Origin of the sequence: Collinsella sp. AM31-2AC (assembly GCF_003469285.1) — a bacterium.
Taxonomy (GTDB): Bacteria; Actinomycetota; Coriobacteriia; order Coriobacteriales; family Coriobacteriaceae; genus Collinsella; species Collinsella aerofaciens_AT.
The window spans coordinates 178,499-205,412 of sequence record NZ_QSJB01000001.1; the positions used below are offsets into that span (position 1 = coordinate 178,499).

Below are 26,914 nucleotides of genomic sequence, written 5' to 3' on the forward strand. Positions count from 1 at the left end.
AAGGGAGTGCCGCTTATGAGTCGCCGCAACACCGAGCTGCTCTTGCTCATCGCCTCGGCGTTCCCCGTCATCCTGCTGTATGCGATGTACGTGCTCACCGCGGGCGCCGCCATCTCCTTTGAGACGCTCGCCGTGCCGATCGGCCTCTTTGCCGCCTTCGCCGCGGCACATATCGCCGTGCGCATCTTGGCGCCCGGCGCCGACCCCGCCATCCTACCCATCGTATTTATACTTTCGGGCATCGGTATCACGTTCGTGACACGCCTCGCCCCCGCTCTCGCCATCTCACAGCTCATCATCCTGTTTGTCTCGGTGGCGCTCATGGTGGGAACGCTTGCACTGGTCAAAAACCTCGACGTGGTTATGCGCTACAAGTACACCTTTGGCATCATCGGCATCATTCTGCTGATGCTGCCCATCTTTATCGGCACCACGATCTCGGGCTCCAAGCTGTGGATTCGCATCGCGGGCTTTACCATCCAGCCCGGCGAGTTCGCCAAGGTCTTTATCGTCCTGTTCCTGGCCGGGTACCTGGCCGAGAACCGCGAGCTACTCTCCATCTCCAACCGCAAGATCCTGGGCTTTAAGATCCCTCGCCTGCGACTGCTGCTGCCGCTGTTTGCCGTGTGGGGTGTGTGCCTGCTCGTCGTCGTCTTCGAACGCGACCTGGGTTCGGCCGTGCTGTTCTACACCATCTTCTTGCTGATGCTCTACGTTGCCACGGGGCGCTTTTCGTATGTCGTTATCGGCCTTGCGCTCTTAGCCGTTGGAGCTGTGGGCGCCTACAAGTTCCTGTCTCACGTTCAGGTGCGTTTCCAGGTTTGGGTCGATCCGTTTAAGGACGCCCAGGGCCAGGGCTACCAGATCGTCCAGTCGCTCTTCTCGCTTGCCGATGGCGGCCTGGTCGGTGTTGGCATCGGCAACGGCATGGCCAACAACATCCCCGTCGTCGAGTCCGACTTTATCTTCTCGGCTATCGGCGAGGAGATGGGCCTTTTGGGCGGCGGCGCCGTGCTCATCCTGTTTATGCTTTTTGCCGTGCGTGGCCTCACCACGGCTGCCCGCGCTAAATCCGACCTCGCCGCCTTTAGCGCCACGGGCCTTACGGCCGCCATCAGCTTCCAGGCCTTTTTGATCGTGGGCGGCGTTACCCGCCTGATACCGCTGACCGGCGTCACCCTGCCCTTTATGAGCCAGGGCGGTTCCTCGCTGCTGGCAAGCTTTATCATCGTCGCGCTCCTGCTGCGCGCCGGTGACGAAGCGACCGGACGCGAGGCCGAGCTTACCGGCACCGGCACCATGACCGCCATCACCGATGATCAGGTCGCATCCGCCGCCGCCCCGACGGGCACGCGCTTTGCCACCTCGTCTTCCTACGGCAGCGGCAGCCATTCCGTCGGCTCGCGCATGCGCCGTCGCCTGCTCGACACGCCTGAATCCGGTGTGCTCGGCCGCGTGGCGCTCGCCAACCGTCTAACCCGTGCGGTGCTCGCCTTTACGGCGCTGTTCGCCATCCTTATCGGCAACCTCACCTATGTCCAGGTCATCAAGGCCAAGGACTATCAGGATATGCCGACCAACAACCACACTATTGCCCGCTCCAAGTACATCCAGCGCGGTTCCATCATCACGTCCGACGGCGTGACGCTGGCCGAGTCGCTGCAGCAGGAGGACGGCACCTACGTACGCTCCTACCCCAACGGCAACCTGGCAGCGCACGTGGTTGGCTACGTGAGCCAGCAGTATGGCACCACCGCCATCGAGAGTGTCATGAACGACACGCTCACCGGCTCTAAGGATTACTCCAGCTGGAACAACGCCATCGCGTCGCTCGCGGGCCAGACCCAGCCGGGCAACACCGCCAAGCTCACCATCGACTCGCGTATCCAGACGGCGGCCGAGCAGGCGCTCAAGGGCTTTAAGGGCGCTGTAGTGGTCATCGACCCGCGTACCGGTGCGGTGCTCGCATGCGCCAGCTCGCCCACCTATGACAACACCAACATCGACGCCCTGCTGCAGGCGGGCGGCGGCGAGGACGGCTCTATGTACAATCGCGCCATGGACGCGCTGTACACGCCGGGCTCCACGTTTAAGGTCGTTACGCTTTCCGCGGCACTCGAGACCGGTACCGCCAGCCTTACCAGCACCTACCAAGCGCCCGGCTCCATGGACATCGGCAACGCACCGGTCACCAACTATGCCAACGAGAGCTACGGCACCATCAGCCTGCAGCAGGCCTTTGCCGTGTCCTCCAACGTCGTCTTTGGCCAGGTGGCAAACGAAGTTGGCGCAAACACGCTCGTGCAGTTTGCCAACGCCTTTGGCTACGGCCAAAAGCTCGGCCAGGACCTGACCTCCGCGGCCTCCATCATGGCAGACCCGTCGCTCATGACCGAGTGGGAGACCGCTTGGGCCGGCGCCGGCCAGCCTGTCGGCATGGACCACACGCCCGGCCCGCAGACCACCGTCATGCAAAACGCCGTGATTGCCGCCGCCATCGCTAACAGTGGCGTGGTCATGGACCCGTACTTTGTAGCCCAGGTACTCGCCCCGGACGGAACTGTGGTCAAGACCACGCAGTCCCGCTCGCTGGGTCAGGCCGTCAGCTCCGCCACGGCCGACCAGGTCAAGCAGGCCATGCTCGCCGTCGTCCAGTCCGGTACCGGCACCGATGCCCAGGTCCCCGGCGTCAAGGTCGCCGGCAAGACCGGCTCGGCCGAGACCGGCGGCACCAACGTCAACTCGATGTTCGTTGGCTTTGCACCTTACGATTCACCCACGGTCGCCATCTCGGTGGCCTTGGAGGATTACGACAAACACGACGTCAAGGCGGCCAAGATTGCCGGCATCGTCCTGACCGCAGCGCTCGCCGCACAGGGAGCGTGATGCCCATGATCGAATCGGTCACCCGAGGCGCGCCGCGGCCGAAGAGTTAGCGGCAACGCGCCACACGGCCCCAGCGGCCACATCGTAGGTACTACACACATCGTTGAGCGAATAGTTATGTTAGGAGCAGGAATGGAACAGAGGGTCCTCGGGGGAAGATACCTCCTCAAGGATAAGGTGGGGACAGGCGGCATGGCGACCGTCTTCCGTGCGCAGGACCAGGTCCTCGACCGCACGGTAGCCGTCAAGATCATGCTGCCGCAGTATGCTGGCGACGCAACCTTCGCCGCACGCTTTAAGCAGGAGGCCCAGGCAGCAGCCGGTCTCTCCTCCCCCTATATCGTGGGCGTCTACGATTGGGGCAAGGACGGCGACACCTATTACATCGTCATGGAGTACCTGCGCGGCACCGACCTTAAGAGCGGCATCAAGAGCCACGGCGCCCTCGACCCCAAGAAGGTCGCCCAGATCGGCTCGCAGATCAGCTCCGCGCTTTCGGTCGCCCACAAGCACGAGATCATCCACCGCGACATCAAGCCGCAGAACATCATGGTGCTGCCCGACGGCAACATCAAGGTGATGGACTTTGGCATCGCGCGCGCCAAGAACAGCCACCTCACGCAAGACAACAACGTGCTGGGAACCGCCCACTACGTCAGTCCCGAGCAGACCCGTGGTCAGGACCTCGGCCCCACCTCGGATATCTACTCGCTGGGCGTCGTGATGTACGAGTGCGCCACCGGCCGCGTGCCCTTTGACGGTGATGACGCCATCTCAGTCGCACTCAAGCAGGTCAACGAGCTGCCTATTCCGCCGAGCCAGATCAACTCCGGTGTCGACGCCGACCTTGAGCGTATCATCCTCAAGTGCATGGAGAAGGACCCGGCAAACCGCTTCCAGACCGCCGACGAGCTGCGTCAGGTGCTCAACAGCTACCTGTCGGGCCGTGCCGTCAACATCTCGGAGCCCACGCGCATCATCGGTGCACCCGGTGAACTGGGCGCCACCAAGACTCGCGAGCTTTCCGATCAGACGCGCGCCATGGTACGTCCCGTCTCGGGCGTGAGCGGCCAGAATACCGCCCGTAGCTCGGTTTCGGGCTCCACCGGCTCCTACGAGGTCGAAAAGCCCAAATCCAACAAGAACAAGATCATCGCCGCCGTGGTGGCAGCCGTTGCCGTCATCGGTATCGTGGTGGCCTTTGCCACAGGACTCTTTGGCGGCGAGCAGGTCACCGTGCCCGATGTGCTGGGCAAGGACCAGCAGACTGCCGTCGAGCAGATCAAGGAAGCCGGCCTCGAGGTCGGCACCATCGACCAAAGCTACAACGACGATATCGACGAGGGCAAGGTCGCCGAGCAGACGCCCAACGGCAAAACCAAGAAGGCCAAGGGCACCAAGGTGAACCTGGTAATCTCCAAGGGCCCCAAGCCCTCCGAGAAGGTTGAGGTTCCCCGGCTTGTCGGCCTGACCAAGGACCAGGCAGAAGCCGCGCTGGCAAGCGTTGGCCTGAAGGGCAACGCCTCCGAGGAGGCCAACGAGGCCGATGAGGGCCAGGTCTTTGAGCAGGGCACCGAACCCGGTAAGGAAGTCGAGAAGGGCACGACCATCTCGTACAAGGTCTCCAGCGGTCCTGACACCACCTCCGTCCCCGATCTGACCGACATGACCGAGGCCCAGGCGCGCAACGCCCTCGATATGGCAGGCTTTGGCGTCGACGTGAGCTACCAGGAGAACGATTCGGTTACCGAGGGCACCGTGATTAGCTGGAACCCCAGCGGCAAGCAGAAGCCTGGCGACACGATTACCGTCGTCATTGCCAAGAAGTCCGGCAAGGCCAGCGTTCCGGGCAACCTGTACGGCAAGAGCATCTCCGCGGCCGTCACCGCGCTCAACAACGCCGGGTTCTACAACATCGCATTCTGCGATCAGAACGGCAACCCCGTGAGCGGCAATGAAAACGCCACCGTTACGGGCGTCTCCCCCACCGGCAAACAGTCCACCGACAGCACGATTACGCTGACGGTTGCACTTTCTGGCTCGGGTTCGGGTTCAGGCACGAGCACGGGCGACGATTCCGGTACGACCAACTAGTCGCAACCCAACCGCTCATTACGGCTCTCGCCGCAAACATATTCGCTCACAGGCGCCCGCTTGCTCCCCCAGCAAGCGGGCGCTTCGTTTTTGACATGGCATGAACCAGAAGAGCCCGGTACCGTGACGGTGTACCGGGCTCGATCAATCTCTGGTGTCCCCGGGCTGATTCGAAAACTCCCCCCCCGCGGGGAAATTGGTGACGCGGGTGTCGACGGTCCTAATCCGTCGGCAGCTCCCACAAACCAGAAACGGCGCCGCTCTCGCGACGCCGTTATAATCTTCTGGTGCCCCCGGGCGGATTCGAACCGTCGACACCCGCTTTAGGAGAGCGGTGCTCTATCCCCTGAGCTACGGAGGCATGTTGTACTAGTGTAGCAGATTTACACGTTGTGATGCAGCGTGTAGCCACTCTTCGAAGTTGCGGTGGAACAGCCCTCCGGAAAGTGCGTCCCACTATCCAGGCAAATTCTGGGTCAGACTTTCCCCATGGGACCTCGCTGGGAAACTGTGTCCCAGAATTTCGACTCGAAACGGGACACGGTTTCCCAAACGGGCCCGTTCCGGAAACTACATCCCGCAATCGGCACTCGAACCGGGATGCACTTTCCCGATCGAGCCTCATGGGAAACCGCGTCCCACTTTAGGGGGGCGCTCTTTAATGGCTAGTTGCCTTTGTGGAAAAGGTTCTTGATGACGGAGGGGATGCTCTTGGCGCCCTTGGCCGTCACATCGATAAAGTCGGGCGAACGAACGAGCTTGTCCTCGTCAATGTACTTACGCACCGCGCGAAGCGTTTCCTTGTCATTGCGCGTCGAAAACGTAAAGTGGCCATTCTCTTTGGTAAAGATGGCAAAACGCGTAATCTTCTTGGTGCCGCGCAAAACCTCGGCGGCAATATAGTCGACCTCGTCCCACGGGATTTGGATATAATCCTCGGGATTGCGCTCGTTATAGTACTCAAACGCCTTATTGCCCACCATCACGTTACCGTGACTGGTAAGCCCCATCAGGCAGGTTGCCGGCGTTGCCAGATCGACCGTGCTGTTCTGAGATTGCGCCATACGCGCCTCGCCCTCCAAATAAAACAATCGGACCGCATCCAGTGTACCCACCGGGTGCGGTCCGTTTCAATGGCTCAAAAGCCCTTGCCTAGCAACTCTCGGTCTTAAGCCGAAGCGTGCTTACATGAAGCCGCAGACGCGACCGATGATGCCGACGGCGAAGAGAGCCAGGATGATGACGATCGGGCTGACCTTCTTCTTGAGGAGCTTGCAGACCAGAAGGGTCAGGCACACGGCGGCAAGGCCGGGGATGAGCTGATCGAGGTTGGCCTGAAGCGTGGTGACCTTCACCGGGTCGAGTGCGTTGGCACCGACAGAGCTGTACATCGTCAATGCCTGCTTGATGCCCTCAGAACCGGCGGGCAGGTTGGCCCAGTCGATATAGGCGCCAGCGGACTGCGTGACCTTGGAGACGACCGGGGTGAAGGAGATGGACACCCAGCGCTCGACCAGGGCGCCGATGATGAACATACCCAGGATGGAAGCACCCTCGGTGACCTTGCCCATCAGACCGCCGGAGAGGTCCTTGGCGATGGAGGAGCCGACCTTATAGCCAAACTCCTGCGTGTACCACAGGAAGGCGTAACGGATGATGTTCCACGCGAAGAAGAACAGCAGCGGACCGGCGATGCTGCCGGACAGGGCCAGGGAAGCGCCCAGTGCACCCAGAATCGGGCGAAGGGTGAACCAGAAGGCGGGGTCGCCGACGCCGGCGAGCGGGCCCATCATACCGACCTTGACGCCCTGAATGGCGACGTCGTCAATCGGAGCACCGTTGGCGCGCTCCTCCTCGAGGGCGAGGGTAACGCCAATGACGGGGGCGGAAACATAGGGGTGGGTGTTATAGAACTCCAGGTGGCGCTTAAGAGCGGCAATCTGGTCATCCTTGCTGGTGTAGAGCTTCTTGATCGCAGGGATCATTGCGAAGCACCAGCCGCCGTTCTGCATACGCTCGTAGTTCCACGAGCCCTGAAGGAACTGATGACGGAAGCAAACCTTCTTACGGTCAGCCTTGGTGAGCTGAATCTTGTTCTCTGCCATATGTATCACTCCCCTCCTACTCGTAATCGTTCAGAATGTCGCCGAGCGGGTCACCGGAGCCACCGCCCATGCCGCCACCCTGCTTGGCCAGATCCTTAAGGCCAAGGTAGATGAGGGCAAGGGAGATGCCGATGAGGCCAAGGGCGATCAGCGTGAGCTGAGGGATGGCAGCAAGGACAAAGCCGAGGATGAAGAACGGCCAGGTCTCCTTGGTGGCCATCATGTTGATGACCATGGCGTAACCGACGGAAGCGACCATGCCGCCGCCGACAGCCATGCCGCCGGACAGCCAATCGGGCATAGCGTTAAGCGCGTTGGTAACGGCCTCGGCCGGGATGATGCACAGAAGTACTGCCGGGATGGCGATACGAACACCCTGCATGAGGATGCCGGCGTACTGCCAACGCTCGATGCCGGCGAAGTCGCCCTTCTCGGCGCAGGCGTCCATGGCGTGAACCATAGCGGTAGCCAGGGTACGGCAGATCATGGTCAGGAACAGACCAGCGACCGACAGCGGGACGGCGACGGCGATGGCGGCGGTAACGGCCTTGGCCGAATCGGTGGCGCCACCGTTGAGGGCGAGCACCATGATGATCGAAGAAGCGACCGAGGCCAGAGCGGCGTCAGGCGCGACGGCGGCGCCGACGTTAGCCCAGCCAAGGGCCATCATCTGGAGCGAACCGCCCAGGAGGATGCCCTCCTGAAGGTGACCGGTTACGAGACCGATAAGCGTGCATGCCACGAGCGGCTGATGGAACTGGAACTCATCCAGAATGCCTTCCATACCGGCAAGCAACGCGACAATCGCAACAAGCAGAATAGTGATTGCAGACATGTATCGGACCCTCCTTTACTATGCTTGAGCGGCCAGTTCGGCCTTAGCTTTCTTCAACATGGCGTCGAGATCCTCGGAGGAATCCGAAGGAACCTTGCGGACCTCGAACTTGACGCCCTTGGCCTTGAGAGCCTCGATGGTCTTGACATCGTCATCGCCCATAGCGACAGCGTTAGTGACGACGACCTTGCCCTTGGAGTGGGCCATGGAACCGATGTTGGCTTCCTTGATGTCGACGCCGGCCTCGATGGCCCTGAGCAGATCCTGCGGGTTCTCGAACAGCAGCATCGCCTTGGTGTCGCCAAAGCGCGTGTCCTTGACGACCTCGGCCATCTTCTTGATAGGCACGACGTTGGCGTGGACTCCCGGAGGGGCAGCCTGCTCGATCATGGTCTTGCGGAGCTCGTCGTGAGCAACGCCGTCGGAGACCACGATGATGCGGTTGGGGTTGATCTGCTTGGTCCACGTGGTGGCCACCTGACCATGCAGCAGGCGCGTGTCGATACGGACGTGGGCGATCTTGATGTGCCCGTCGCCGATCACCGTTCCCGGAGGAATGGCACCCGCAGGAGCAGCGGCGGCCGCAGCCGGCTTCTTCTCCTCGGGCTCCAGAGACTCGGGCTTGACGCGCACGCCAGCCTTAGCCTCAGTCACGAGATGTTTTGCGATCGCATGTGCAGTGTTCTTTGCGTCAAAGCGCTGCGAATATGCCTCGATGAGCATAGGCAGGTTGACACCGGTGACGATAGCCCAGGAATCGTGGCCCTCGATGAGCCCGCTGATCTGGTTGAACGGCGTGCCGCCCCACAGATCAACGAGGAAGAGCACCTGCTCCTGGTCCTCGAAGGAAGCGATTGCTTCCTCGACCTTGGCACGGAAGTCGTCGGGGCCCATGCTCGGCTCGAGCGAGACCACGGCAACAGACGGCTGATCGCCAAAGACCATCGAGCCCGTCTGCTTGATTCCAGCCGCCAAGTCACCATGGCTAGCAAGAACAATACTTACCATCACATAACCTCCTTTTTGTCTACGTATTTCCTACACGACAGTTATGGAGTATAGCTGCAAATACAGCAGAATTGTTTGAAAAACTGCAAAAGGTAGCATTATTTGTTTAAACGTCTTGTTTTGTTACAAGCTGATTACATTCCAGTATTTTGGCTGATTTGCTGCTGAGGATTGATAGCTGATCTATTTACATGACCGAATTGAGCACGCTGTTCATTATTGCCGGTTTTAAACAGACACAAATGTGCTCGCGTTGAGGCTATTTCGTTTAAACAGATGGTGCTTGACTAATGGTAAGAAATATGATCTAGCAAAGTAGTCGTTAGGGACGTTCTTTAATGACTAGTCGTTTAAGAACGTCCCCAACGACTAAGTTAGGCGATGTGGAGGGGGTTGGCGGCGTCGACGGCATCGGGGGCATCGGATAGGCCGTCGGGGGCAGCGTCTGTCGGGTCCTCGTCGGGGGTCTCGATCTGCTTGATCATGACCTCTTGGCCCTGGAGCAGATAGGTATCGCCGCTACCGCAATGGGGGCAGGTCTTGCCGTGCTCGACTGTCGCATAGTCGCGGCCGCACGCCTCGCAATGCGTCACGGCCTCGACGGGCTCCACGATAAGCTCCGCGCCCTGCGCGATAGGCTTTTTATCTGCCGCCCAGTGCCAAGCGTCGAGTAGTAGATCGGGAACGACGCCCGAGACCTCGCCCAGCAGCAACGTCACGCTCGAAACGTGGCGCACGCCATTGGCGCGCGCCACGTTCTCGACATCGCGAATGATGTGATACACGATTCCTAATTCATGCACTTTTTCCTCCGCCGTTCTACCGAACGGCGGTCGGCTTGACGCTGCGCGAGCCCCAGACGGGCGATCTGCCTTTCAATCGTCGGGCATGGGCAAAAGCCCTATGCCCTCCTCTTTCAAGGCACCTCGCCACGCCTGGGACCCGCTCGCTGTCCAACCGCCCTCTGCGCCGTTCACTTACTTGTTAGGTCTCTTACTTCTTGCCGAACTTGATCTTGATCGCGCGCTTGAGTGCGTACTTGCCCAGGCTCGGCAGCTTTTGCTCGTACTTGACCATCGTGGAGCACTCGGGGCGGTCGCGATCCAGGTGGATAGCGTCAAACGCGCACTTGGTGGTGCACAGGCCGCAGCCGATGCACTTGTTGGGGTCGACGATTGAGGCACCGCAGCCAAGGCAACGGGCGGTCTCGGCGCGCACCTGCTCTTCGGTAAAGGTCTCGACGTACTCGCTGAAGGGCGCGGCCTTCTCGCGCTCGCGGTCCATGTGGGCAACCTCGCGGCTCGCGTTGTCATAGCTCTCGATCACGACATCGTCGCGGTCGAGCGCGGTGTAGCGGCGCTGGTTGCGGCCGATGGTGAGCGTGGAGCCCGGCTGCACAAAGCGGTGGATGGACACCGCAGCCTCGTGACCGGCGGCGATGGCATCGATGGCAAAGCTCGGACCGGTATAGACGTCGCCGCCCACAAAGATGTCGGGCTCGGCGGTCTGGTAGGTCTGGGGATCGGCAAGGGCACCCTGACCACGGCCAAGCTCCACCTTGGAGCCAGCCAGCAGGTCGCCCCACACGATGGACTGGCCGATGGACATGACGACACGGTAAGCATCGACACGGCGTAGATCGTTCTCGTCGTACTCGGGCGCAAAACGGCCTTCGTCGTCAAAGACACGCGTGCAGCGCTTGAAGGTGATACCGCACACACGACCGGCCTCGTCCAGGTGGACCTCCTTGGGGCCCCAACCGCAGCTGATGTGCGCGCCGTCCTCGATGGCCTCGCGACGCTCTTCCTCGCTGGCGGGCATCTGTGCCTCGCTCTCCAGGCAAAACATCTCAACGTGCTCGGAACCCAGACGGCAGGCGTTGCGGGCAACGTCGATGGCCACGTTGCCGCCGCCCACCACGATGGTGCGGCCGGGCAGCGCGTCAATCTTGCCGCTGTTGACCTCGCGCAAAAAGTCGACGGCCACGGTCACACCCTCGGCGTCCTCGCCCGGAATACCGGCAAGGCGGCCACCCTGGCAGCCGATGGCAACATAAAAGGCCTTAAAGCCCTGCTCGCGCAGCTCGTCGAGCGTCACATCACGACCGACTTCCACGCCATAGCGGAACTCGGCACCCATCAGGCGAATGATCTCGACCTCGGCCTCGATAACGTCCTTCTGCAGCTTAAAGCTAGGAATGCCATAGGTGAGCATGCCACCCGGGCGCTCGTTTTTCTCGAACACGACGGGCTTGTAGCCCTTCTCGGCAAGATAAAAAGCGCAGGACAGACCGGCCGGGCCGGCACCGATGATGGCAATCTTCTGGTCGAAGCCGCCAGCGCGCGTCGGCGTCACCACGGGCGGGACGTAGCGGGTCGCAGCGTCCAGATCGCGCTGGGCGATAAACTTCTTGACCTCGTCGATGGGCACGGCCTCGTCCACGCGACCACGGGTACAGGCATCCTCGCAGCGGCGGTTGCACACACGGCCGCAGATAGCGGGCAGCGGGTTCTCGCGCTTAATGAGCGCCAGTGCCTCGTCATAGCGGCCCTGCGCCGCGAGCTTCAGATAGCCCTGAACGGCAACGTGCGCGGGGCAGGCCGTCTTGCAGGGAGCGGTGCCGGACTCATGCGTCTCGATGCGGTTGTCGTTGCGGTAGTTAGGCGACCACTTGGTGTGGTCCCACTTGGTGGCATCGGGCAGCTCCTGGCGCGGATACTCAGGCACCTGTCCGCCGGCCTTTTTGCTGCAGAGCTTCTGGCCCAGCTTGACGGCGCCGGCCGGACACACCTCAACGCAGCGACCGCAGGCCACGCACTTGTCCTTCTCGACCTTGGCGACATAGGCCGAGCGCGACAGGTTGGGCGTGTTGAACAGCTGCGAGGTGCGCAGGGCGTAGCACACGTTGACGTTGCAGTTGCAGATGGCGAAGATCTTGTTCTCGCCGTCAATGTTGGTGATCTGGTGTACAAAGCCGTTGTCCTCGGCCTGGTGCAAGATGTCGTAAACCTCGTCGCGGGTCACGTAATGACCGCGGTCGGTCTCGACCACGTAGTCGGCCATATCGCCCACGGCGATGCACCAATCGGCCGGGTCGTCGGCGCAGCCCTCACCCATCACGCGACGGCTCACGCGGCAGCTGCAGGTGCTGGCGGCATACTTACCCTCGTATTTGTCGAGCCAGTGCTCGATATGCTCAATAGGCACCGAGGTGCTCGCGGCGTCAATGGCCTTCTCGACCGGAATGACGTGCATGCCGATACCGGCGCCTCCGGGCGGCACCATCGGCGTGGCGCGGGACAGCGGGCCCTTGGATGCCTGTTCAAAGAACTTGGCATAGACCGGGTGCTCCTCGAGCTGGCTCACGCGCATGTTGAGGAACTCGGCGGAACCCGGCACCAGCATGGGCAGCACCCACTGCTTGGCGCGCTCGGGGTTTTCCCAGTTGTACTCGAGCAGACCCGTGTAGCTCATGTCGTCGAGCATCTTCTCGATATCGGCCTCGGGCATGCCGGTGAGCTTGACCATCTCGGGCAGCGTATAGGGACGGCGCATCTTCATCTTGCAGAGCACTTCGGCCTGCTCGTCGGTTGCGGCCTCGGCAAACGACCAGTACTCGTAGCCCAGCAGCTCGTCGCGATGCAGCAGACGGTTGGTGCAGTGCTCGCACAGCTTGACGATTGCCTCGCGCGGATGCTCCGGCAGCGGCGGCACGAACTCCGAACCGATGTCAGGCTCGGTGTAGCTAATTCCCGGTCCGTTGAGAATCATGGTTGTCCCTTCTCTTGCCGCAGCCCGACGAGGCCGCAGCGCCCCTCTTTTTTTGCAGGCCGGACATGCCCCCATGCCGTTCACCCGCCATTAGTTGACATTGTGTCAAAAATAGTATTGACGAACCGTCAACAATATTCAAGACTGTTAGGCGAACGGTCAGGCAAAAGAGGATGGAAGGCGGCAAAACATGGGCGGCAAAACAGCAGATACCTCTGTGGTCGATGCCGTCCCCGCATCCGATAGTGCGGCAAAGCGCCTGACGGGCGACGAACGCCGTCGCGAGATCCTCGATGCCGTGCGCACCGTAAGCTCCGAGCTGGGCGTGTCCCACCTATCGGTATCGGCCGTGACCAAGCGAGCCGGCTGCACGCGTTCATTGTTCTACCACTACTTTGCCGATATGGACGCCGCCGTCACCGCTGTTATGGACGAGGCGATCGACGGCTTCATCTCCGAGCTCGAGCAGTGGAACGCCGGCCGCACCGTCGGCGATATCGAGGGCGCGCTCGACACCGTCGCCCCGCTCTTTAAGCGTCTGGTCGCCAGCGGCCACGAACTGCCGAGTACGCTCACCTCAAGCAGTGGCGCGCTCTACGGCGGCTTTTTGCACAACGTGGTTCAGCGCGTGGCTCAGTACATCTGCGACACCACCGTGGTGGATTTTGTCGCCCATCATGAGCTGCGCATCGACCATGTCTACGAGACGTTCTACACCCTCATCATGGGACTGTTGATGTATATCCGCACGCACCCCGATGTGCCCGACGAGACGGTCAAGGAAATCATCGCCTCGACACTCCACATCGAGGGCTATACCGCCAAGTATCCGGAGCGCAAGCCCCAGAACTGACGACATTTGGCCAAACTGCCCGCGATCGGAAGAGGGGCCGCGGGCGTGTGAAAGGAGAGCAGCATGCTGCTCGATGTTTGGGGTAGCGATACCCTTATCCACTGGGCCGGCTGGGCCATGGTCTTTATTGGCCTGATCGTGCTCAACGAGGTCGGCCGCCGCACCAAGCTGGGCGCGGCCATCATCTTTGGCGTGGCTCCGCTGGCCATGACCATCTACTGCGTCGCCATCGCCATCGGCGTCTCGCAAGGTGCCGAGTGGGCGCTCACCAACCCCACCCATGTGTACCAGAACAGCTGGTTCCACTACGCCAAGGTGTACGCGGCGCTGGCCGGTTGCTGGGGCTTCATTGCCATTAAGTACCAGTGGGGCAAGATCGGCAAGGCGCATTGGTTCCGCGCGTGGCCGTTTGTGATCGTCGCCATCAACATCATGATCGCCGTCGTGTCCGACTTCGAGAGCGCCTATCACTTCTTTGTCCTGGGCGAGTCCACCTGGGTCACCTCCGAAGGTGCTACGCAGCTGGCCGGCTGGAACAACGTGTTCAACGGCATCGCCGGTATCATCAACATCTTCTGCATGACCGGTTGGTGGAGCGTCTACGCCTCCGAGGACAAGACCGACATGCTGTGGCCCGACATGACCTGGGTCTACATCATCGCCTACGATATCTGGAACTTCTGCTACACCTACAACTGCCTGCCCACCCACTCCTGGTTCTGCGGCTTTGCGCTGCTGCTGGCGCCCACCGTCGCCGCCTTTATCTGGAACAAGGGCGGCTGGATCCAGAACCGCGCCTTTACGCTTGCTATTTGGTGCATGTTTGCCCAGGTGTTCCCGTACTTCCAGGAGGAGTCCATCTTTGTGACCCACTCCACGCTCGACCCCGGCGCCGCTACCGCGGTCTCGATCGCCGCACTGGTCGCCAACGTCGCCGCGATCATCTACATCGCCTACCGCGCCAAGAAGCTCGGCCGCAATCCCTACAAGCAGGACGTCTTTGAGGGCACCAGCGATTGGGAGAAGGCTACCGCTCGCCGCGCCAAGGTTGATTACGCGCACGCCGAGTAACATGCCCGGCGCAAACGCCGCTTGAATGTGAAGCAGCATAGCCGGCTCCGCGCAACTCAACGCATTGCAGAGCCCCCGGAATGTGATTCGTCCGCGTTCCGGGGGCCTTTTGCTGCCGCGAGGATGCGGCCGAACGATGCGCTCAGGTTAAATCGGATCTTATATTTCGTATGCGCTTTATATGGCTCCATTTTTGGGTACAGTGTTGAGCCGATATTGCATTGGGGGATATATGAGCGATGAGACGTATGGCCGCGAGGATGCGGCCCAGGATGCGGAAGCATGTGCCGAAGCCCTGGAGAGCCTTGACCGGATCGCGCTAGACGAGCTCTCGTTTAGCGATTCGGTCGTCGACGCGCAAGACGAGGTGCACGAAGACACTGAGGACGAAGGCGGCGACGCCAAAGACGCTCCTGACGAAGCCGAAGAGGACGATAGCGAGGCCGACGACCAGCCCGAATCCGACACGGGCGAGGAAACCGTCTTGCTCGACAGCTTACCGGCCGAAGATTCGCTGACTCGCGAGCTTCCTGGCCTGGGTTCCGCACCAGCCGTGGATGAGACCATCGCCATGGGCGATATTCCCCTGCCGTCCGTTCCCTCGGCACACGAAGCCGAGGTCCGCCATCGCAAGATGTCGCCCAAGCGCCGCAATCTGATGGTCGCCGGTGTCGTGGCCGTCGCGCTCGTCGCCGGCGGTGCAGGCTATGCTGCCTGGAACGGATATCAGCAAGAGCAGGCTGCCGCTGTCGCCGCCAATGCCCACACGATGATGTCGGTGCAGATTGGCGTGCATGCCGCGGGCCTCGACTGTTCCGCCGGCTCCAAGATTCCCGTACAAGTGAGTGGCCAGGATTCTGACGGATCCTCCGTGAGCGAAACACTCTATGTTGACGAGCACGGCCGTGGCATCAAACTGCTACCCGGTGACTACACGCTCTCCATCGCTGCCTCCCCCATCGCGTCCGACGGCACCGTCTATACCGTGCCGACCACCAAGGCGCAGGTCACGATCAAGAGCGACGGACAGGACCTAAGCAGCCAGGCCGCCTTTAAGCTCAAGGTGCCTTCGGCCGACACGGTAACCGACGACCAGATCGATGCCGCCGCCAAATATGCCGAGGAGGGAGGCGCGAGCTCCGCCGCCACCGCCAAGGTGCTCCAGCAGGCGGCAACCGCGCGGCGCGACGCCGCCGTCAATGCCGTGAGCGCGCAAAAGGCACAGGCAGCCCGCGATGCTGACGCTCGCCACAAGGCAACCGACCTCTACCAGCTCGATATCCCCGTCGAGTGGTACGGCAAGGTCGAGACTTGGCAAAATGGCAGCACGCTATGCATCTATCTTGCCGGCGACAGCGATACGCCGATTGTGACGCTCGTCGCGGTGCGCGAGGGCGAGAGCTTTACGCCCGATGAGGGCGATACGGTTTTGGGTGCGGCCAATCTAGGCAACGGTTATACCGTCTACGCCAGCGGCCCCGTCTATCCGTACGTGGTGCCCCAGACCATCAACGGACGGACGCAGAATCCCGTGTCGACCTACCCCATGGACTCGGCCATTGAGCTTGTCGAGCTCACGACCGGCAACCGCTACACCTATAGCCAGATCAAGAACGTACTGGTCGGCAAAGACGGCAAGGCCGACGCCGCGACCAAACTCGAGACCGACTACCTCGCCCAGATTCTCCTGCCGAGCATCAAGGCCCAGGACTAGCCGGGCGCATCATGGTGCTCCCCAACCGTGATGAAGGGGCCAGGAGGTCCTGGCCTCGCAAATCCATAGACGATTAGGAAAGGAGCCACTTCCATGCGGGCACAGCATGTACCACGCCGTGTTTGCATGGAATATCGGCCTGCTCATCCATGGTAACGATTGCCGACTCGCCAAGATCAAACTGGGCCATCGCGGCATCGAGCGCGGCGATTTCGCGCTCGCGCGTTTTCTCGCTTGTCATATCCACACTTACCTGAATCAGGCCGTAAGCCTGCATGAGCAGTGCATCCCCAGCCACAAAGTCCACCTCATGGCTTTTATTCTTATCTTTAATCAGCAGGCGGCAAACCGAACCGGGCCGCACGGCGGGGGTCCTTCTTCTTAGCGCGTTGAACACTGCGGTCTCGAGCCTCTGGCCCTGGTCCAATGCCGATGCGGGAGAGAATGCTCCAAACATCGCGGGATCGACAGCGTAGACCTTAGACGCAGACCGCATGTTATTTGCCAGTGAACGCGTGAACTCCGGCACGGAGAACAGCAGGTAGGCATCCTCATAATACTCAAGTAAGTCGCTGAGCGAATTACGACTGACGGGTATCTGCCTGCTCTTGAACTCGTTGTACACTTTGTTCACCGACAGCTCTCGTCCCGAAGATGCCATACACCGCGTTAGGAACAGCGATGCCAGGCGAGGGTTCTTGACGTCGTAACGCTCAACGACGTCCATAGCGACCGTTCGCGAAGCATATTCCTGTAGCAGCTGAATCGCGTCTGCGGGCGTCTGCTCAAGCGTCGCGATGAATCCCCCTCGTTCAAGATATCCGATCAGATGATGTCGAAGCAGCGCTGCATCGCTTGGGGAAAAGGTCGCATCTGGCTCGAAAACGCTCCCCGTCTTATATCGAACGTATTCCGAAAAACTCAACGGAAAAAGCTCTCGTATAAGAGAACGACCCCTGAACTCGCTCTTAAGTTCTGAGGACAGCATCTTAGAAGAAGATCCCGTCACATAGACGGTCGCTTTCTCCGTATCGACTACACGCCGCAGAAACGCACCCCATTCGGGTATTTCCTGGATCTCGTCAAAGAAAAGGTAGGCGCCCTCGCCTCGAGCAGCAGGATATAGTGCATAGAATGTATCGAGCACGTCCGCTAGTAGCGATGGCTCATACGGACGCAAGCGCTCATCCTCAAAATTGAAATATAGCATCCGGTCAAGCTCGACGCCTTGGCCCTGAAGCCGCCGCATCTCCTGATACAGGCGATACGTCTTTCCACAACGGCGGGCCCCCACAACCACATTTACGATGTTGTCGCGCTTTGGCTCCTGTGGGTTTCCCAGATCAAGGTCTCGCTCAAAGACCTGCGGAATCCCCTGTTGCTCAAAGTCCTTTATTTTTTGAGCCACCAAGTCGTTGAATGCCATAATTCTCCAATCTTGCTCTCATGCTAATCAAGATTATAACGATTCTTGATTAGCAGGAGAGCAAGATTATGCGTATCTTGATTAATGGATAAGCAAGTTTTCTATTAGTGGCCCCTCCCGGAGGATATCGAGCGGCCGAGGGGGGCAGGCATGAACGCCTCTAGCCGAAAACAAAGTAGCTAAAAAGCCCCGTCCCAAATGAGCTACTTAACGCCAGGGGTCGGCTTCGAAGAGGGGCTCGCGCTCGGGGCGACGATCGCTATAGGGATCGTAGCCGTCGTCGTCCTCGTTCTCGGCGCGGATGTAGGGATCGCGCGGCTTGGGTGCCGGCTTAGGCGCAGGCTTGGGTGCGGCATCGGTCGTCGACGTGTTCGTCTTGTTCTTGTCTATCATCTGCATATCTCCTTGCCGTGCAATCGTGTTCAACATCATCGATTGTCGCACGAAAAAGGGCGGCGGACCCCATTGGATCCGCCGCCCTTGGCGTTTAGAGACGGCTGGCAGATTTTAAGGCATGTCCCATAAATCTACTCGGCGTCGGGGACCTCGTAGGTGGCCGCCGGCGTGTTGTCGCACACGACGGTAAAGCCGCCGTCCTTGTCGGCATCGACCGTCACCTGATCGCCCTCGCGCACCGTGCCGTCGATGATGGCGGCGGCGATGGCGTCCACGACCTCGCGCTGGACCAGGCGCTTGAGCGGACGGGCACCGAACACGGGGTCCAGGCCACCCACGGCGAGCATCTGCTTGGCCGCCGGGGTGATGGCAAGCGTCATGCGCTCCTTGGCCAGGCGTGCGCGAACGTCGGCAAGCTGGATGTCGACGATCTTTTCGATTTGCGCCATGCCGAGCGGATGGAACACCACGATATCGTCGATACGGTTGAGGAACTCGGGGCGGAAGGTCTGAGACATGGCGGCGTCGACCTGATGGCGCATCTCCTCCTCGTCCTTGCCGGAAAGCTCGGCGATGGCCTTGGAGCCCACGTTGGACGTCATGATGATAATCGTGTTCTTGAAGGACACCTGGCGACCCTGGCCATCGGTCAGACGGCCGTCATCAAGCACCTGCAACAGCACGTTGAAGACATCCGGATGAGCCTTCTCCATCTCGTCGAGCAAGATTACGGAGTACGGACGACGGCGCACGGCCTCGGTGAGCTGGCCGCCCTCGTCGTAGCCCACGTATCCCGGAGGCGCACCGATCAGACGCTGGACGCTGAACTTCTCCATATACTCGGACATGTCGATACGCACGAGCGCGCGCTCGTCATCGAACAGGCACTCGGCCAGCGCCTTGGCGAGCTCGGTCTTGCCCACGCCGGTGGGACCCAGGAAGAAGAAGCTGCCGATGGGCTTGTCCGGATCGGAGAGGCCCGCACGGCTGCGGCGCACGGCCGCGGCCACAGCGGAGACCGCCTCATCCTGACCGATGACGCGCTTATGCAGCTCGCCCTCCAGGCCCTTGAGCTTGTCGAGCTCGCCCTGCATCATCTTGGACACGGGCACGCCGGTCCAGGCGCTCACGACCTCGGCGATCTCATCGGAGGTCACCTGTTCGTTGAGGCCCTCGCCATCCTGCTGCTTTTGCGCCTCGAGTGCAGCCTCGGACTCCTGAATCTGCTGCTGCAGGCCCGGAATCACGGAGAAGCGCAGCTCGGACGCACGGCCCAGGTCGCCGTTGCGCGTCGCGCGCTCCTCTTCGCTCTTGGCCTCGTCGAGCTGCCCCTTGAGCTCCTGCACGTGGTCGATGGCGTTCTTTTGGTTGAGCCAGCCGGCCTTTTGCACATTGAGCTTTTCCTGGACCTCGGCAATCTCCTGGCGCAGGGCCTCCAGACGCTCCTTGGAGGCGTCGTCGGTCTCCTTCATGAGTGCCTGCTCCTCGATCTGCAGCTGGGTGAGTTGACGCGTGGTGGCGTCGATCTCGACCGGCATGCTGTCGAGCTCCATGCGCAGACGGCTTGCCGCCTCATCGACCAGGTCGATGGCCTTGTCGGGCAGGAAACGGTCGGCGATGTAGCGATCGGAGAGGTCGGCGGCGGCCACGAGCGCGCTATCGGTAATGTGGACGCCGTGGAAGATCTCGTACTTCTCCTTGAGGCCGCGCAGGATCGAGATGGTGTCCTCGACGGTGGGCTCGGAGACCATAACGGTCTGGAAACGACGGGCGAGCGCCGCGTCCTTCTCGATGTACTTGCGGTATTCGTCGAGCGTGGTCGCGCCGATCGCGTGCAAGTCGCCACGGGCAAGCGCCGGCTTCAGGATGTTGCCGGCGTCCATGGAGCCCTCGGTGGCACCCGCGCCCACGATGGTGTGGAGCTCATCGATGAACAGGATGACCTTACCTTCGGACTTCTGTACCTCCTTGAGCACGGCCTTCAAGCGGTCCTCGAACTCGCCGCGGTACTTGGCGCCGGCGACCAGCGCGCTCATGTCGAGCTCGATGAGGTCGCGGTCGCGCAGGGTGCTCGGCACGTCGCCGGCCACGATACGCTGGGCGATGCCCTCGACGATGGCCGTCTTGCCGACGCCCGGCTCGCCGATGAGCACGGGGTTGTTCTTGGTGCGGCGGGACAGGACCTGGATGGTACGGCGGATCTCGTCAGTACGGCCGATGACCGGGTCGAGCTTGCCGGCGCGGGCGAGGTCGCAGATGTTGCGACCGTACTGCTCCAGCGCCTCAAACTGCGTCTTGTCCTCGGCAGACGTCACGCGGTCATCGCCGCGCAGCTCCTCGTAGACTTGCTCGATGCGCTCCTTGGTAACGCCTGCGTCGCGCAGAACGCGGCCCGCCTCGCCCTTGTCCTCGGCAAGCGCCATCAGCAGATGCTCGGTCACCACAAAGCTGTCGCCCATCTTGGTGGCCTTCTTCTCGGCCTTCTCGATGACGCGGACGAGCTCGTTAGACAGGCCCATCTGCTGACCCTCGCCCGAAACCTTGGGCGCGCGGTCGATGGCATCCTGCGTGGAGCGTGCGAGCTGGGCCGGGTCGGCGCCGATACGCTCGATGATCACGGAGATATTGCGCTCGCCGGCACCGAGCAGGGCGGACAGCAGGTGAATCGGCTCCACCGCGCCGGCCTGCGCGTCAGCAGCCGTGCTCATGGCGGTCTGCAACGCCTCGCGCGACGTCATTGCTAGCTTATCGATTCTCATGGAATCACCTCTCTTGGGGCGGCCGCCCTACGGGGCGGCTTCACGTTGTTCGAGAAGTATTGTTGCCAGCTTTGCGCGATTATATACATAAATCTAAGTCTCTATATATAAGATTTTCTGAGTGATTGATGGATAGGGTACTGAGATGTCAGCCCGTCGCTGCCCAGGCGCACTACCATCTCGATCTATAACATCTAGCAGCCATTTTTGATCCTAGATGTTACAGATCGAGATGAAATGACCAGCGGCAACCGTTTGTCTCAATCTGTAACATCTACTCGGCAAATTAGGGTCTAACTGTTACAGATCGAGACAAGCCACGAAGGCTCATCTGAAAATCTAAATCTGTAACAGCAGGCTTACTTCCAACAGCCCAGATGTTACAGATCGAGACAAACGGAACCACCACAAAGGTGCCTGTCCCCTTTGTGGTGGTCCCAGTCTATTTTTAGCGTCCCACAAGATCCAACGAGAACACAGCGACGAAATCGAGAGCCACCGATAGCCCGTTCGCGCAGATATAGATGGAGATTCAAGACAAGGGTCCCGGCTTAAACGGCTTGGTTATCGTACGCCACAATACTCTCGTCATCGTCCCCGTCGTTTTTATAGTGCTTATAGTGAAAATAGCGGGTTTAGTGAGAATAGTATTGCGCAAAACTCGTGAACTCAATTTTTGACCCCTCGCCCAGAATGAGGGGAGGCAAATATTCCTATTAGAGATCGAATCGAAGCCCAATGGGGCCTTTCAGCCCCCTCATTCCGGGCGGTCGCTTTCTTTTGAATATTGTCGTAAGCTGGTATCACTTATCTTAATGAATGCATACTGTTTGCGAGGTTCCCACCGTGAAACGCTCCACCTATATCGGCCTGCTCGTCTTAGCGTTTGCGATTACCGCAGTCGGCGTAGGAATTATCTATCTCGCATTTCTCCCCGCCTCTGCAACGCAGGCAGCGATTGAGACCGTAAGCTATCCCATCGAAATCCTCACCGATATCGTCAAACCCGATTCGATCACCGTCGATTTTGACGGTACGCCCGCAGCGCTTGGGGTCAGCAACTATCCCCGAATCGAACTTGGGGCCACGCGCTATACCCAAGATGAGCAGCTTATCGGTAAGGCAGCCAAGCTGCTCAAAGGCAAGACGTTTAAGCGGTGGTACGGCGCCGTAATATATCGAGCCAAGAACAGCCAAATGAATGGCGGGTATTATTCGACCCTTGAACTCGATGCGGCAAACGGGAGCAGACTGTGCAACGTCTCATACGACCCCGGCTACGTGGACAACGAAGGGCCGGGAGTCTATATCTCGGATGGCAACGTGATCTACGTCATGGAAGGCGACCAGACGGCAGTCGTCGATTTTATGGATCGGTGTACCGAGGATGCCTACGAACAAACCTGCGAGCCCGATCCGCAGACAGCGCGCGACAGCGGCTCAGCACGCACTTGGCTATTTGACGATGAGATAACCTGGACCCCATCGAAATAAGAACCCGCCGGACAGGCACCTTTGTGGTGGTCCAAAAAGAAGCCGCCCCAATAAAAAGAGGCGGCATCAAGCAAGTCTATTTATTAGCGTCCCTCAAGACCCAACGAGAACGCAGAAATGTAGCCCGGGGCTTACCCTTTCCCGAACGCGGCCCTCGTGAAGCGCGTGAGCGGGCGGGAAAGGGTAAGCCCCGGGCGGACAATTAAGTGCGCTACTCGGCAGCGGCCTTGAACTTGTTGTAGTTGATCAGGCAGCCGGCCTTGACGATGGCACGCTCCTCTGCCGTCATATCGGCAATGTAGAGCTCAATCTGCTCGACCGCACCATCGGCGCGCACCACGTAGGCGGCGATGTCCTTCAGGTCGCCATCGAGCGCGGCACGGATACCCGGCACAAAGACGTAATCGCCCACCTCAAAGTTGGGCTCGGCCTCCATCTGGAAGGGCACCATGCCCCAGTTCATCACGTTGGAGCGATAGCGCTTGGTGGCGTACTCGTGGACGATGTTGGCCAGGCCGCCAATTACGCGCTGGCAGCTCGCGGCCTGCTCGCGGGCGCTGCCGTCGCCAGGCTTCTTGGCGTAAATCATGGAACCGAACTCGGTCGCCTTGGCATCGGCCGCGACACCCGCGCCGGCCAGCGCCTCAAACACACCGGCAAGCTCGGCATCGAACGCCGCCAGGTCGCCCGCGGACTCGCCGGCAACGCGACGCTTCTCCACAGCGTCGACCTCCTTGGAGCGACCCACGTAGGCCGGGTCGCGGCGGCTCAGCGTAAACTCAGCCAGGCCCAGCGGGTTGGAGCGGAAGGAGCTCGTCTCGCCCGAGGGAATGAGCTCGTCGGTCGTGGTGACCGGGTCCATGATCTTGGAGCAAACCTTGAGCAGGATGTCGTCGCCGAGCGGCTCCATCGCGGGCCACGGCTTGATGTTGGGGCCTTCGACCAGCTCGTCGGCAGGCTCCGCCTTGCCAAAGCCCCAGTACACGCGCTTCTTGTACGGCGCGTCGTCAAAGGTGTACTCGCAGGCCTCGTCCCAAGTGTCCTCGGGCAGGTCGGTCGCCGGCGTCAGGACGCCGCCGTTGGCAGCCGTTGCCGCAATGGAGCGGGCGTCCATCAGGGCCACGGCGCTCAGCTGGCCATTACCCGGCTTGGAACCCTCGCGGTTGGGGAAGTTGCGCGTGGTGTGACGGATCGAAAGGCCGTTGTTGGCGGGCGTGTCGCCGGCGCCGAAGCACGGGCCGCAGAATGCCGTGCGCACGATTGCGCCGGCCTCCATGAGGTCGTAGATGTAGCCGCGGCGTGTAAGTTCGAGCGCCACGGGCTGGCTCGTGGGATAGACCGACAGCGAGAACTCGCCGCAGCCGGTGTTGGCGCCCTTGAGCACGCGGGCAGCCTGGACCACGGAGTCGTAGTTGCCGCCCGAGCAGCCGGCGATAACGCCCTGCTGCACGTGCAGCTTGCCGTCGACGATCTTGTCGAGCAGGCTAAAGTGCGTCTTGCCCTCGCCGATCTTAGCGGCCTCGAGCTCCACCTCGTGAAGGATGTCCTCGAGGTTCTCGTTGAGCTCGTCAATCTCAAAGCCGTTGGAAGGATGGAACGGCAGCGCAATCATGGGCTTGATGCTCGACAGATCGACCTCGACGCAGCCGTCGTAGTAGGCAACATCGGCAGGCTTGAGCTCGCGGTAGTCGTCGCCGCGGCCGTGCATGGCCAGGAATGCGTGCGTGTCCTCGTCGGTGGCCCAGATGCTCGACAGACAGGTGGTCTCGGTGGTCATGACGTCGACGCCGTTGCGGTAGTCGGTCGTCATGCTCGCGATGCCGGGGCCCACAAACTCCATGACCTTGTTCTTGACGTAGCCCTTGGCAAAGACAGCGCGGATGATGGCGAGCGCCACATCGTGCGGGCCGACGCCGGGGCGCGGGGCACCCGTGAGGTAGATGGCGACGACGCCGGGATAGGCGACGTCGTAGGTGTCGCGCAGCAGTTGCTTTGCCAGCTCGCCGCCGCCCTCGCCCACGGCCATAGTGCCCAGAGCGCCATAGCGGGTGTGCGAGTCGGAACCCAGGATCATCTTGCCGCAGCCCGCGAAGTTCTCACGCATAAAGGAGTGGATAACGGCGATATGCGGCGGAACGAAGATGCCACCGTACTTCTTGGCGGCCGAGAGGCCAAAGACGTGGTCGTCCTCGTTGATGGTGCCGCCCACGGCGCACAGCGAATTATGGCAGTTGGTGAGCACGTAAGGCAGCGGGAACTGCTCCATGCCCGAGGCGCGCGCCGTCTGGATGATGCCGACAAAGGTGATGTCGTGGCTCGCCATGGCGTCGAAGCGAATCTTGAGTGCCTCGGGATCTCCGGACGTATTGTGTGCCTGGAGGATCGAATACGCGATGGTGCCGCGCTTGGCATCCTCGGGCGTCTGCGTAATACCGCGCTCGGCAGCCTCGGCCGCAGGCACAACCTCGCTGCCGCCGCGCAGGTAGATGCCGTCCTCGTACAGCTTGACCATACTGTCTCCCACTCTGCCCAAAACGATTTGGGCGCATAGCATACATTCGTTCAATATCGTGCCATAGAACGGTTGCGAGTGGGTTACGAATCTGCACGTTCACTTTATCTCAGTAAAGCATAGGACGAGCCCGGTATAGGCCGGCAGATTTGGTGCAAGAGTGTCCCTTGCGACTAGTCATTTAAGAACGTCCCCAATGACTACCCTACCGCATCCGGAGCAAGGCAGCGCCGCAGGTAGAGGACGGACAGCGAGCGACGTCCAGAGCGAACAAGTTGGCATGAAAAGGGCAAGGCATAGACCTTCTGGTCATGCCTTGCCCTTTGAATGACAAATTGTCGCTCTGGGCGGCGCGCAGCGTCAACTGGTCCGCCGTTCGGTAGAACGGCGGAACTACTACTCATTTAAGTCTGTCCCCAATGAGTGCCCGGCAGCGTCGGCGGAGCTATAGGTCGCTACCCGTACCTAGCAGCTTGCGCATGACTTGCTCGGGGTTGACCGAACCGTCGCGCGGGGCAAGGGCGGTGATCTTCTTCTGCATCTTGTACTCGTGCAGTTCGTCCTCGAGCTGGCGCACGTGGGCGCGGAGCTTTTCGTTCTCGCGCTCGCGCTCCTCGGCACGCTCCTTCATATCGAGGATGCGCACCACGCCGGCAAGGTTGATGCCCTCGTCGGTCAGTTGGTTGATGAGCTCCAGGCGCTCGATATCGGCACGCGAATACAGACGCGTGTTACCGCCCGAGCGCTGGGGATTCACCAAGCCTTTGGACTCGTAGACGCGCAGAGTCTGCGGGTGCATGCCGGTCAGCTCGGCCGCCACGCTGATCATGTACAGCGGTTTGTTCCTATTGTCCTCGGCCATGCTACCTGACCCCTTTCCGTCTCGTTATCGTCCATCATAAGCCCGTGGACAGGCGCGGGCGCCACAACCAAACTAGTACGTCGCCTTGTAACGGTTGACCTTCTCGCGGTAGTCGCGCGTGTCGGCCTCGCGCAGCTTGGCCATGGCATCGCGCTCGTCATCGGACAGGTTCGTGGGAACCTGCACCTTAATCTCGACGAGCAGCGCGCCTGTGCGGCCACGGTGCTTAACATCGGGCGCGCCCATCTCCTTAAAGCGGAACTTCTTGCCCGTCTGGGTACCCGCGGGCACTTTCAAACGGACCGTCGCACCGCCGGGCGTAGGCACGTCCACCGTGCAGCCGAGCGCCGCCTCGTAGACCGAGACCGGTACCTCCATGGTCACGTCGGCGCCTTTGCGCTTAAACAGCGGGTGCTCCTCCACATGCGTGGTCACGACCAGGTCGCCGCGCTCGCCACCCGCAACGCCATACTCGCCGCGACGCTTGTAGCGTAGCTTGCCGCCGTCGACCGCGCCCGCGGGCACCGAGACCGTGATGGTCTGCTGCTCGCCTGTCGAGGGAATGCGATAGGTGACCTTGTGCGTCACGCCGTGAAACGCGTCCTCGGCCGTCACATCGACGGTCAGCGATAGGTCGCCGCCCTTGCGAGCGCGGCTGCGACCCGCGCCGGCACCGGCAGCGCCCGCAGCCCCGGCAAAGCCCGAGCCCCAATCGCTGCCCCAGGCGCCGTTGCCGCTAAAGATGCTGTCGAAGATATCGCCCCAGCCGCTCGCACCAGCGCCGGCACCGTAGCCGCCGCCATACGCGCCGCCCGCGCCCGGCATGCCGCCAAACATGAGCATCTGGTCGTACTCTTTGCGCTTCTTCTCGTCCGAAAGCGTCTCGTAGGCCTCGCTGATCTCCTTGAACTTGGCCTCGTCGCCGCCGGCATCGGGGTGATATTTTTGCGCGAGCTTGCGAAACGCGCTCTTGATCTCTTTGTCGGAGGCGCTCTTGGATACGCCCAGGATGTCATAGAAGGTTTTGCCTGCAGCCATCGTAGCTCCTCTCCTGTTTCATCCACCGCCCAACGGGCGGCGGCTCATGCTGTCATATGGCACTAGGCCAGAAAGGGCCCCGGGTGTTGC

At 61.0% G+C, this 26,914-nt stretch carries 18 protein-coding genes and 1 tRNA gene; 6 read left to right on the forward strand and 13 right to left on the reverse strand.

The genetic code is table 11. From position 1 onward, the window contains the following. Nucleotides 1–15: 15 nt before the first annotated feature. Entirely contained in the window at nucleotides 16–2,886 is a 2,871-nt protein-coding gene (locus tag DW796_RS00755; RefSeq protein WP_117820982.1) for an FtsW/RodA/SpoVE family cell cycle protein, read from the forward strand. A 132-nt stretch (nucleotides 2,887–3,018) separates the two neighbouring features. Beyond that, nucleotides 3,019–4,980, forward strand: coding sequence for a Stk1 family PASTA domain-containing Ser/Thr kinase (gene pknB / locus DW796_RS00760; protein WP_118093967.1), 1,962 nt, complete (start codon nucleotides 3,019–3,021; stop codon nucleotides 4,978–4,980). A 285-nt stretch (nucleotides 4,981–5,265) separates the two neighbouring features. Here pknB and DW796_RS00765 read toward each other — a convergent pair. From DW796_RS00765 to DW796_RS00795, 7 genes are all read right to left on the reverse strand, one after another. Beyond that, nucleotides 5,266–5,341, reverse strand: a tRNA-Arg gene (locus tag DW796_RS00765). Between the two features lie 304 nt (nucleotides 5,342–5,645). Next, nucleotides 5,646–6,044: a DUF956 family protein gene (locus DW796_RS00770; RefSeq protein ID WP_117564941.1), complete on the reverse strand. Its 399-nt coding sequence runs from the start codon at nucleotides 6,042–6,044 to the stop codon at nucleotides 5,646–5,648. A 120-nt stretch (nucleotides 6,045–6,164) separates the two neighbouring features. Further along, nucleotides 6,165–7,085, reverse strand: coding sequence for a PTS system mannose/fructose/sorbose family transporter subunit IID (locus DW796_RS00775; RefSeq protein WP_117564942.1), 921 nt, complete (start codon nucleotides 7,083–7,085; stop codon nucleotides 6,165–6,167). 16 nt (nucleotides 7,086–7,101) lie between these two features. Then, on the reverse strand, nucleotides 7,102–7,920 hold the full coding sequence (locus DW796_RS00780; protein ID WP_117564943.1) for a PTS mannose/fructose/sorbose transporter subunit IIC: 819 nt from the start codon (nucleotides 7,918–7,920) through the stop codon (nucleotides 7,102–7,104). Between the two features lie 18 nt (nucleotides 7,921–7,938). Next, nucleotides 7,939–8,928 carry a PTS sugar transporter subunit IIB gene (locus DW796_RS00785; RefSeq protein WP_089573275.1) on the reverse strand — a complete coding sequence of 330 codons (990 nt, stop codon included), beginning with the start codon at nucleotides 8,926–8,928 and terminating at the stop codon, nucleotides 7,939–7,941. Between the two features lie 374 nt (nucleotides 8,929–9,302). Then, nucleotides 9,303–9,731, reverse strand: a complete 429-nt coding sequence (locus DW796_RS00790) for a hydrogenase maturation nickel metallochaperone HypA (protein WP_118093968.1) — start codon at nucleotides 9,729–9,731, stop codon at nucleotides 9,303–9,305. A 190-nt stretch (nucleotides 9,732–9,921) separates the two neighbouring features. Beyond that, complete coding sequence (locus tag DW796_RS00795) at nucleotides 9,922–12,699, reverse strand: FAD-dependent oxidoreductase (protein WP_187362342.1); 2,778 nt, start codon at nucleotides 12,697–12,699, stop codon at nucleotides 9,922–9,924. A gap of 190 nt (nucleotides 12,700–12,889) precedes the next feature. On the opposite strand from DW796_RS00795, the gene DW796_RS00800 reads away from it, so the two are divergent. The 3 genes from DW796_RS00800 (at nucleotide 12,890) to DW796_RS00810 (ending at nucleotide 16,337) form a co-directional block, all read left to right on the forward strand. Then, entirely contained in the window at nucleotides 12,890–13,552 is a 663-nt protein-coding gene (locus DW796_RS00800) for a TetR/AcrR family transcriptional regulator (RefSeq protein WP_118093969.1), read from the forward strand. A gap of 63 nt (nucleotides 13,553–13,615) precedes the next feature. Further along, a complete protein-coding gene (locus DW796_RS00805; protein ID WP_118093970.1) occupies nucleotides 13,616–14,623 on the forward strand; it encodes a DUF5692 family protein in 1,008 nt (335 codons plus the stop codon). Nucleotides 14,624–14,855: 232 nt separating this feature from the next. Continuing rightward, nucleotides 14,856–16,337, forward strand: a complete 1,482-nt coding sequence (locus tag DW796_RS00810; protein WP_117848330.1) for a hypothetical protein — start codon at nucleotides 14,856–14,858, stop codon at nucleotides 16,335–16,337. Between the two features lie 73 nt (nucleotides 16,338–16,410). On the opposite strand, the gene DW796_RS00815 is transcribed toward DW796_RS00810, so the two are convergent. From DW796_RS00815 to clpB, 3 genes are all read right to left on the reverse strand, one after another. After that, on the reverse strand, nucleotides 16,411–17,763 hold the full coding sequence (locus tag DW796_RS00815) for an ATP-binding protein (protein ID WP_118093971.1): 1,353 nt from the start codon (nucleotides 17,761–17,763) through the stop codon (nucleotides 16,411–16,413). A gap of 207 nt (nucleotides 17,764–17,970) precedes the next feature. Further along, nucleotides 17,971–18,156 carry a hypothetical protein gene (locus DW796_RS00820; RefSeq protein WP_229057829.1) on the reverse strand — a complete coding sequence of 62 codons (186 nt, stop codon included), beginning with the start codon at nucleotides 18,154–18,156 and terminating at the stop codon, nucleotides 17,971–17,973. Nucleotides 18,157–18,290: 134 nt separating this feature from the next. Beyond that, nucleotides 18,291–20,918 (reverse strand): ATP-dependent chaperone ClpB, encoded by a 2,628-nt coding sequence (gene clpB, locus DW796_RS00825; RefSeq protein WP_118093973.1) that lies wholly within the window; start codon nucleotides 20,916–20,918, stop codon nucleotides 18,291–18,293. An 846-nt stretch (nucleotides 20,919–21,764) separates the two neighbouring features. Between clpB and DW796_RS00830 the strand changes: the two genes are divergently transcribed. Continuing rightward, complete coding sequence (locus DW796_RS00830) at nucleotides 21,765–22,412, forward strand: hypothetical protein (protein ID WP_118093974.1); 648 nt, start codon at nucleotides 21,765–21,767, stop codon at nucleotides 22,410–22,412. A 211-nt stretch (nucleotides 22,413–22,623) separates the two neighbouring features. Here the strand turns inward: DW796_RS00830 and DW796_RS00835 are convergent, their stop codons facing one another. From DW796_RS00835 to DW796_RS00845, 3 genes are all read right to left on the reverse strand, one after another. Further along, entirely contained in the window at nucleotides 22,624–24,924 is a 2,301-nt protein-coding gene (locus tag DW796_RS00835) for a hydratase (RefSeq protein WP_118093975.1), read from the reverse strand. A 445-nt stretch (nucleotides 24,925–25,369) separates the two neighbouring features. Then, nucleotides 25,370–25,786: a heat shock protein transcriptional repressor HspR gene (locus tag DW796_RS00840; protein WP_118093976.1), complete on the reverse strand. Its 417-nt coding sequence runs from the start codon at nucleotides 25,784–25,786 to the stop codon at nucleotides 25,370–25,372. Nucleotides 25,787–25,858: 72 nt separating this feature from the next. Continuing rightward, a complete protein-coding gene (locus DW796_RS00845; protein WP_118093977.1) occupies nucleotides 25,859–26,824 on the reverse strand; it encodes a DnaJ C-terminal domain-containing protein in 966 nt (321 codons plus the stop codon). Nucleotides 26,825–26,914 lie beyond the last annotated feature (90 nt).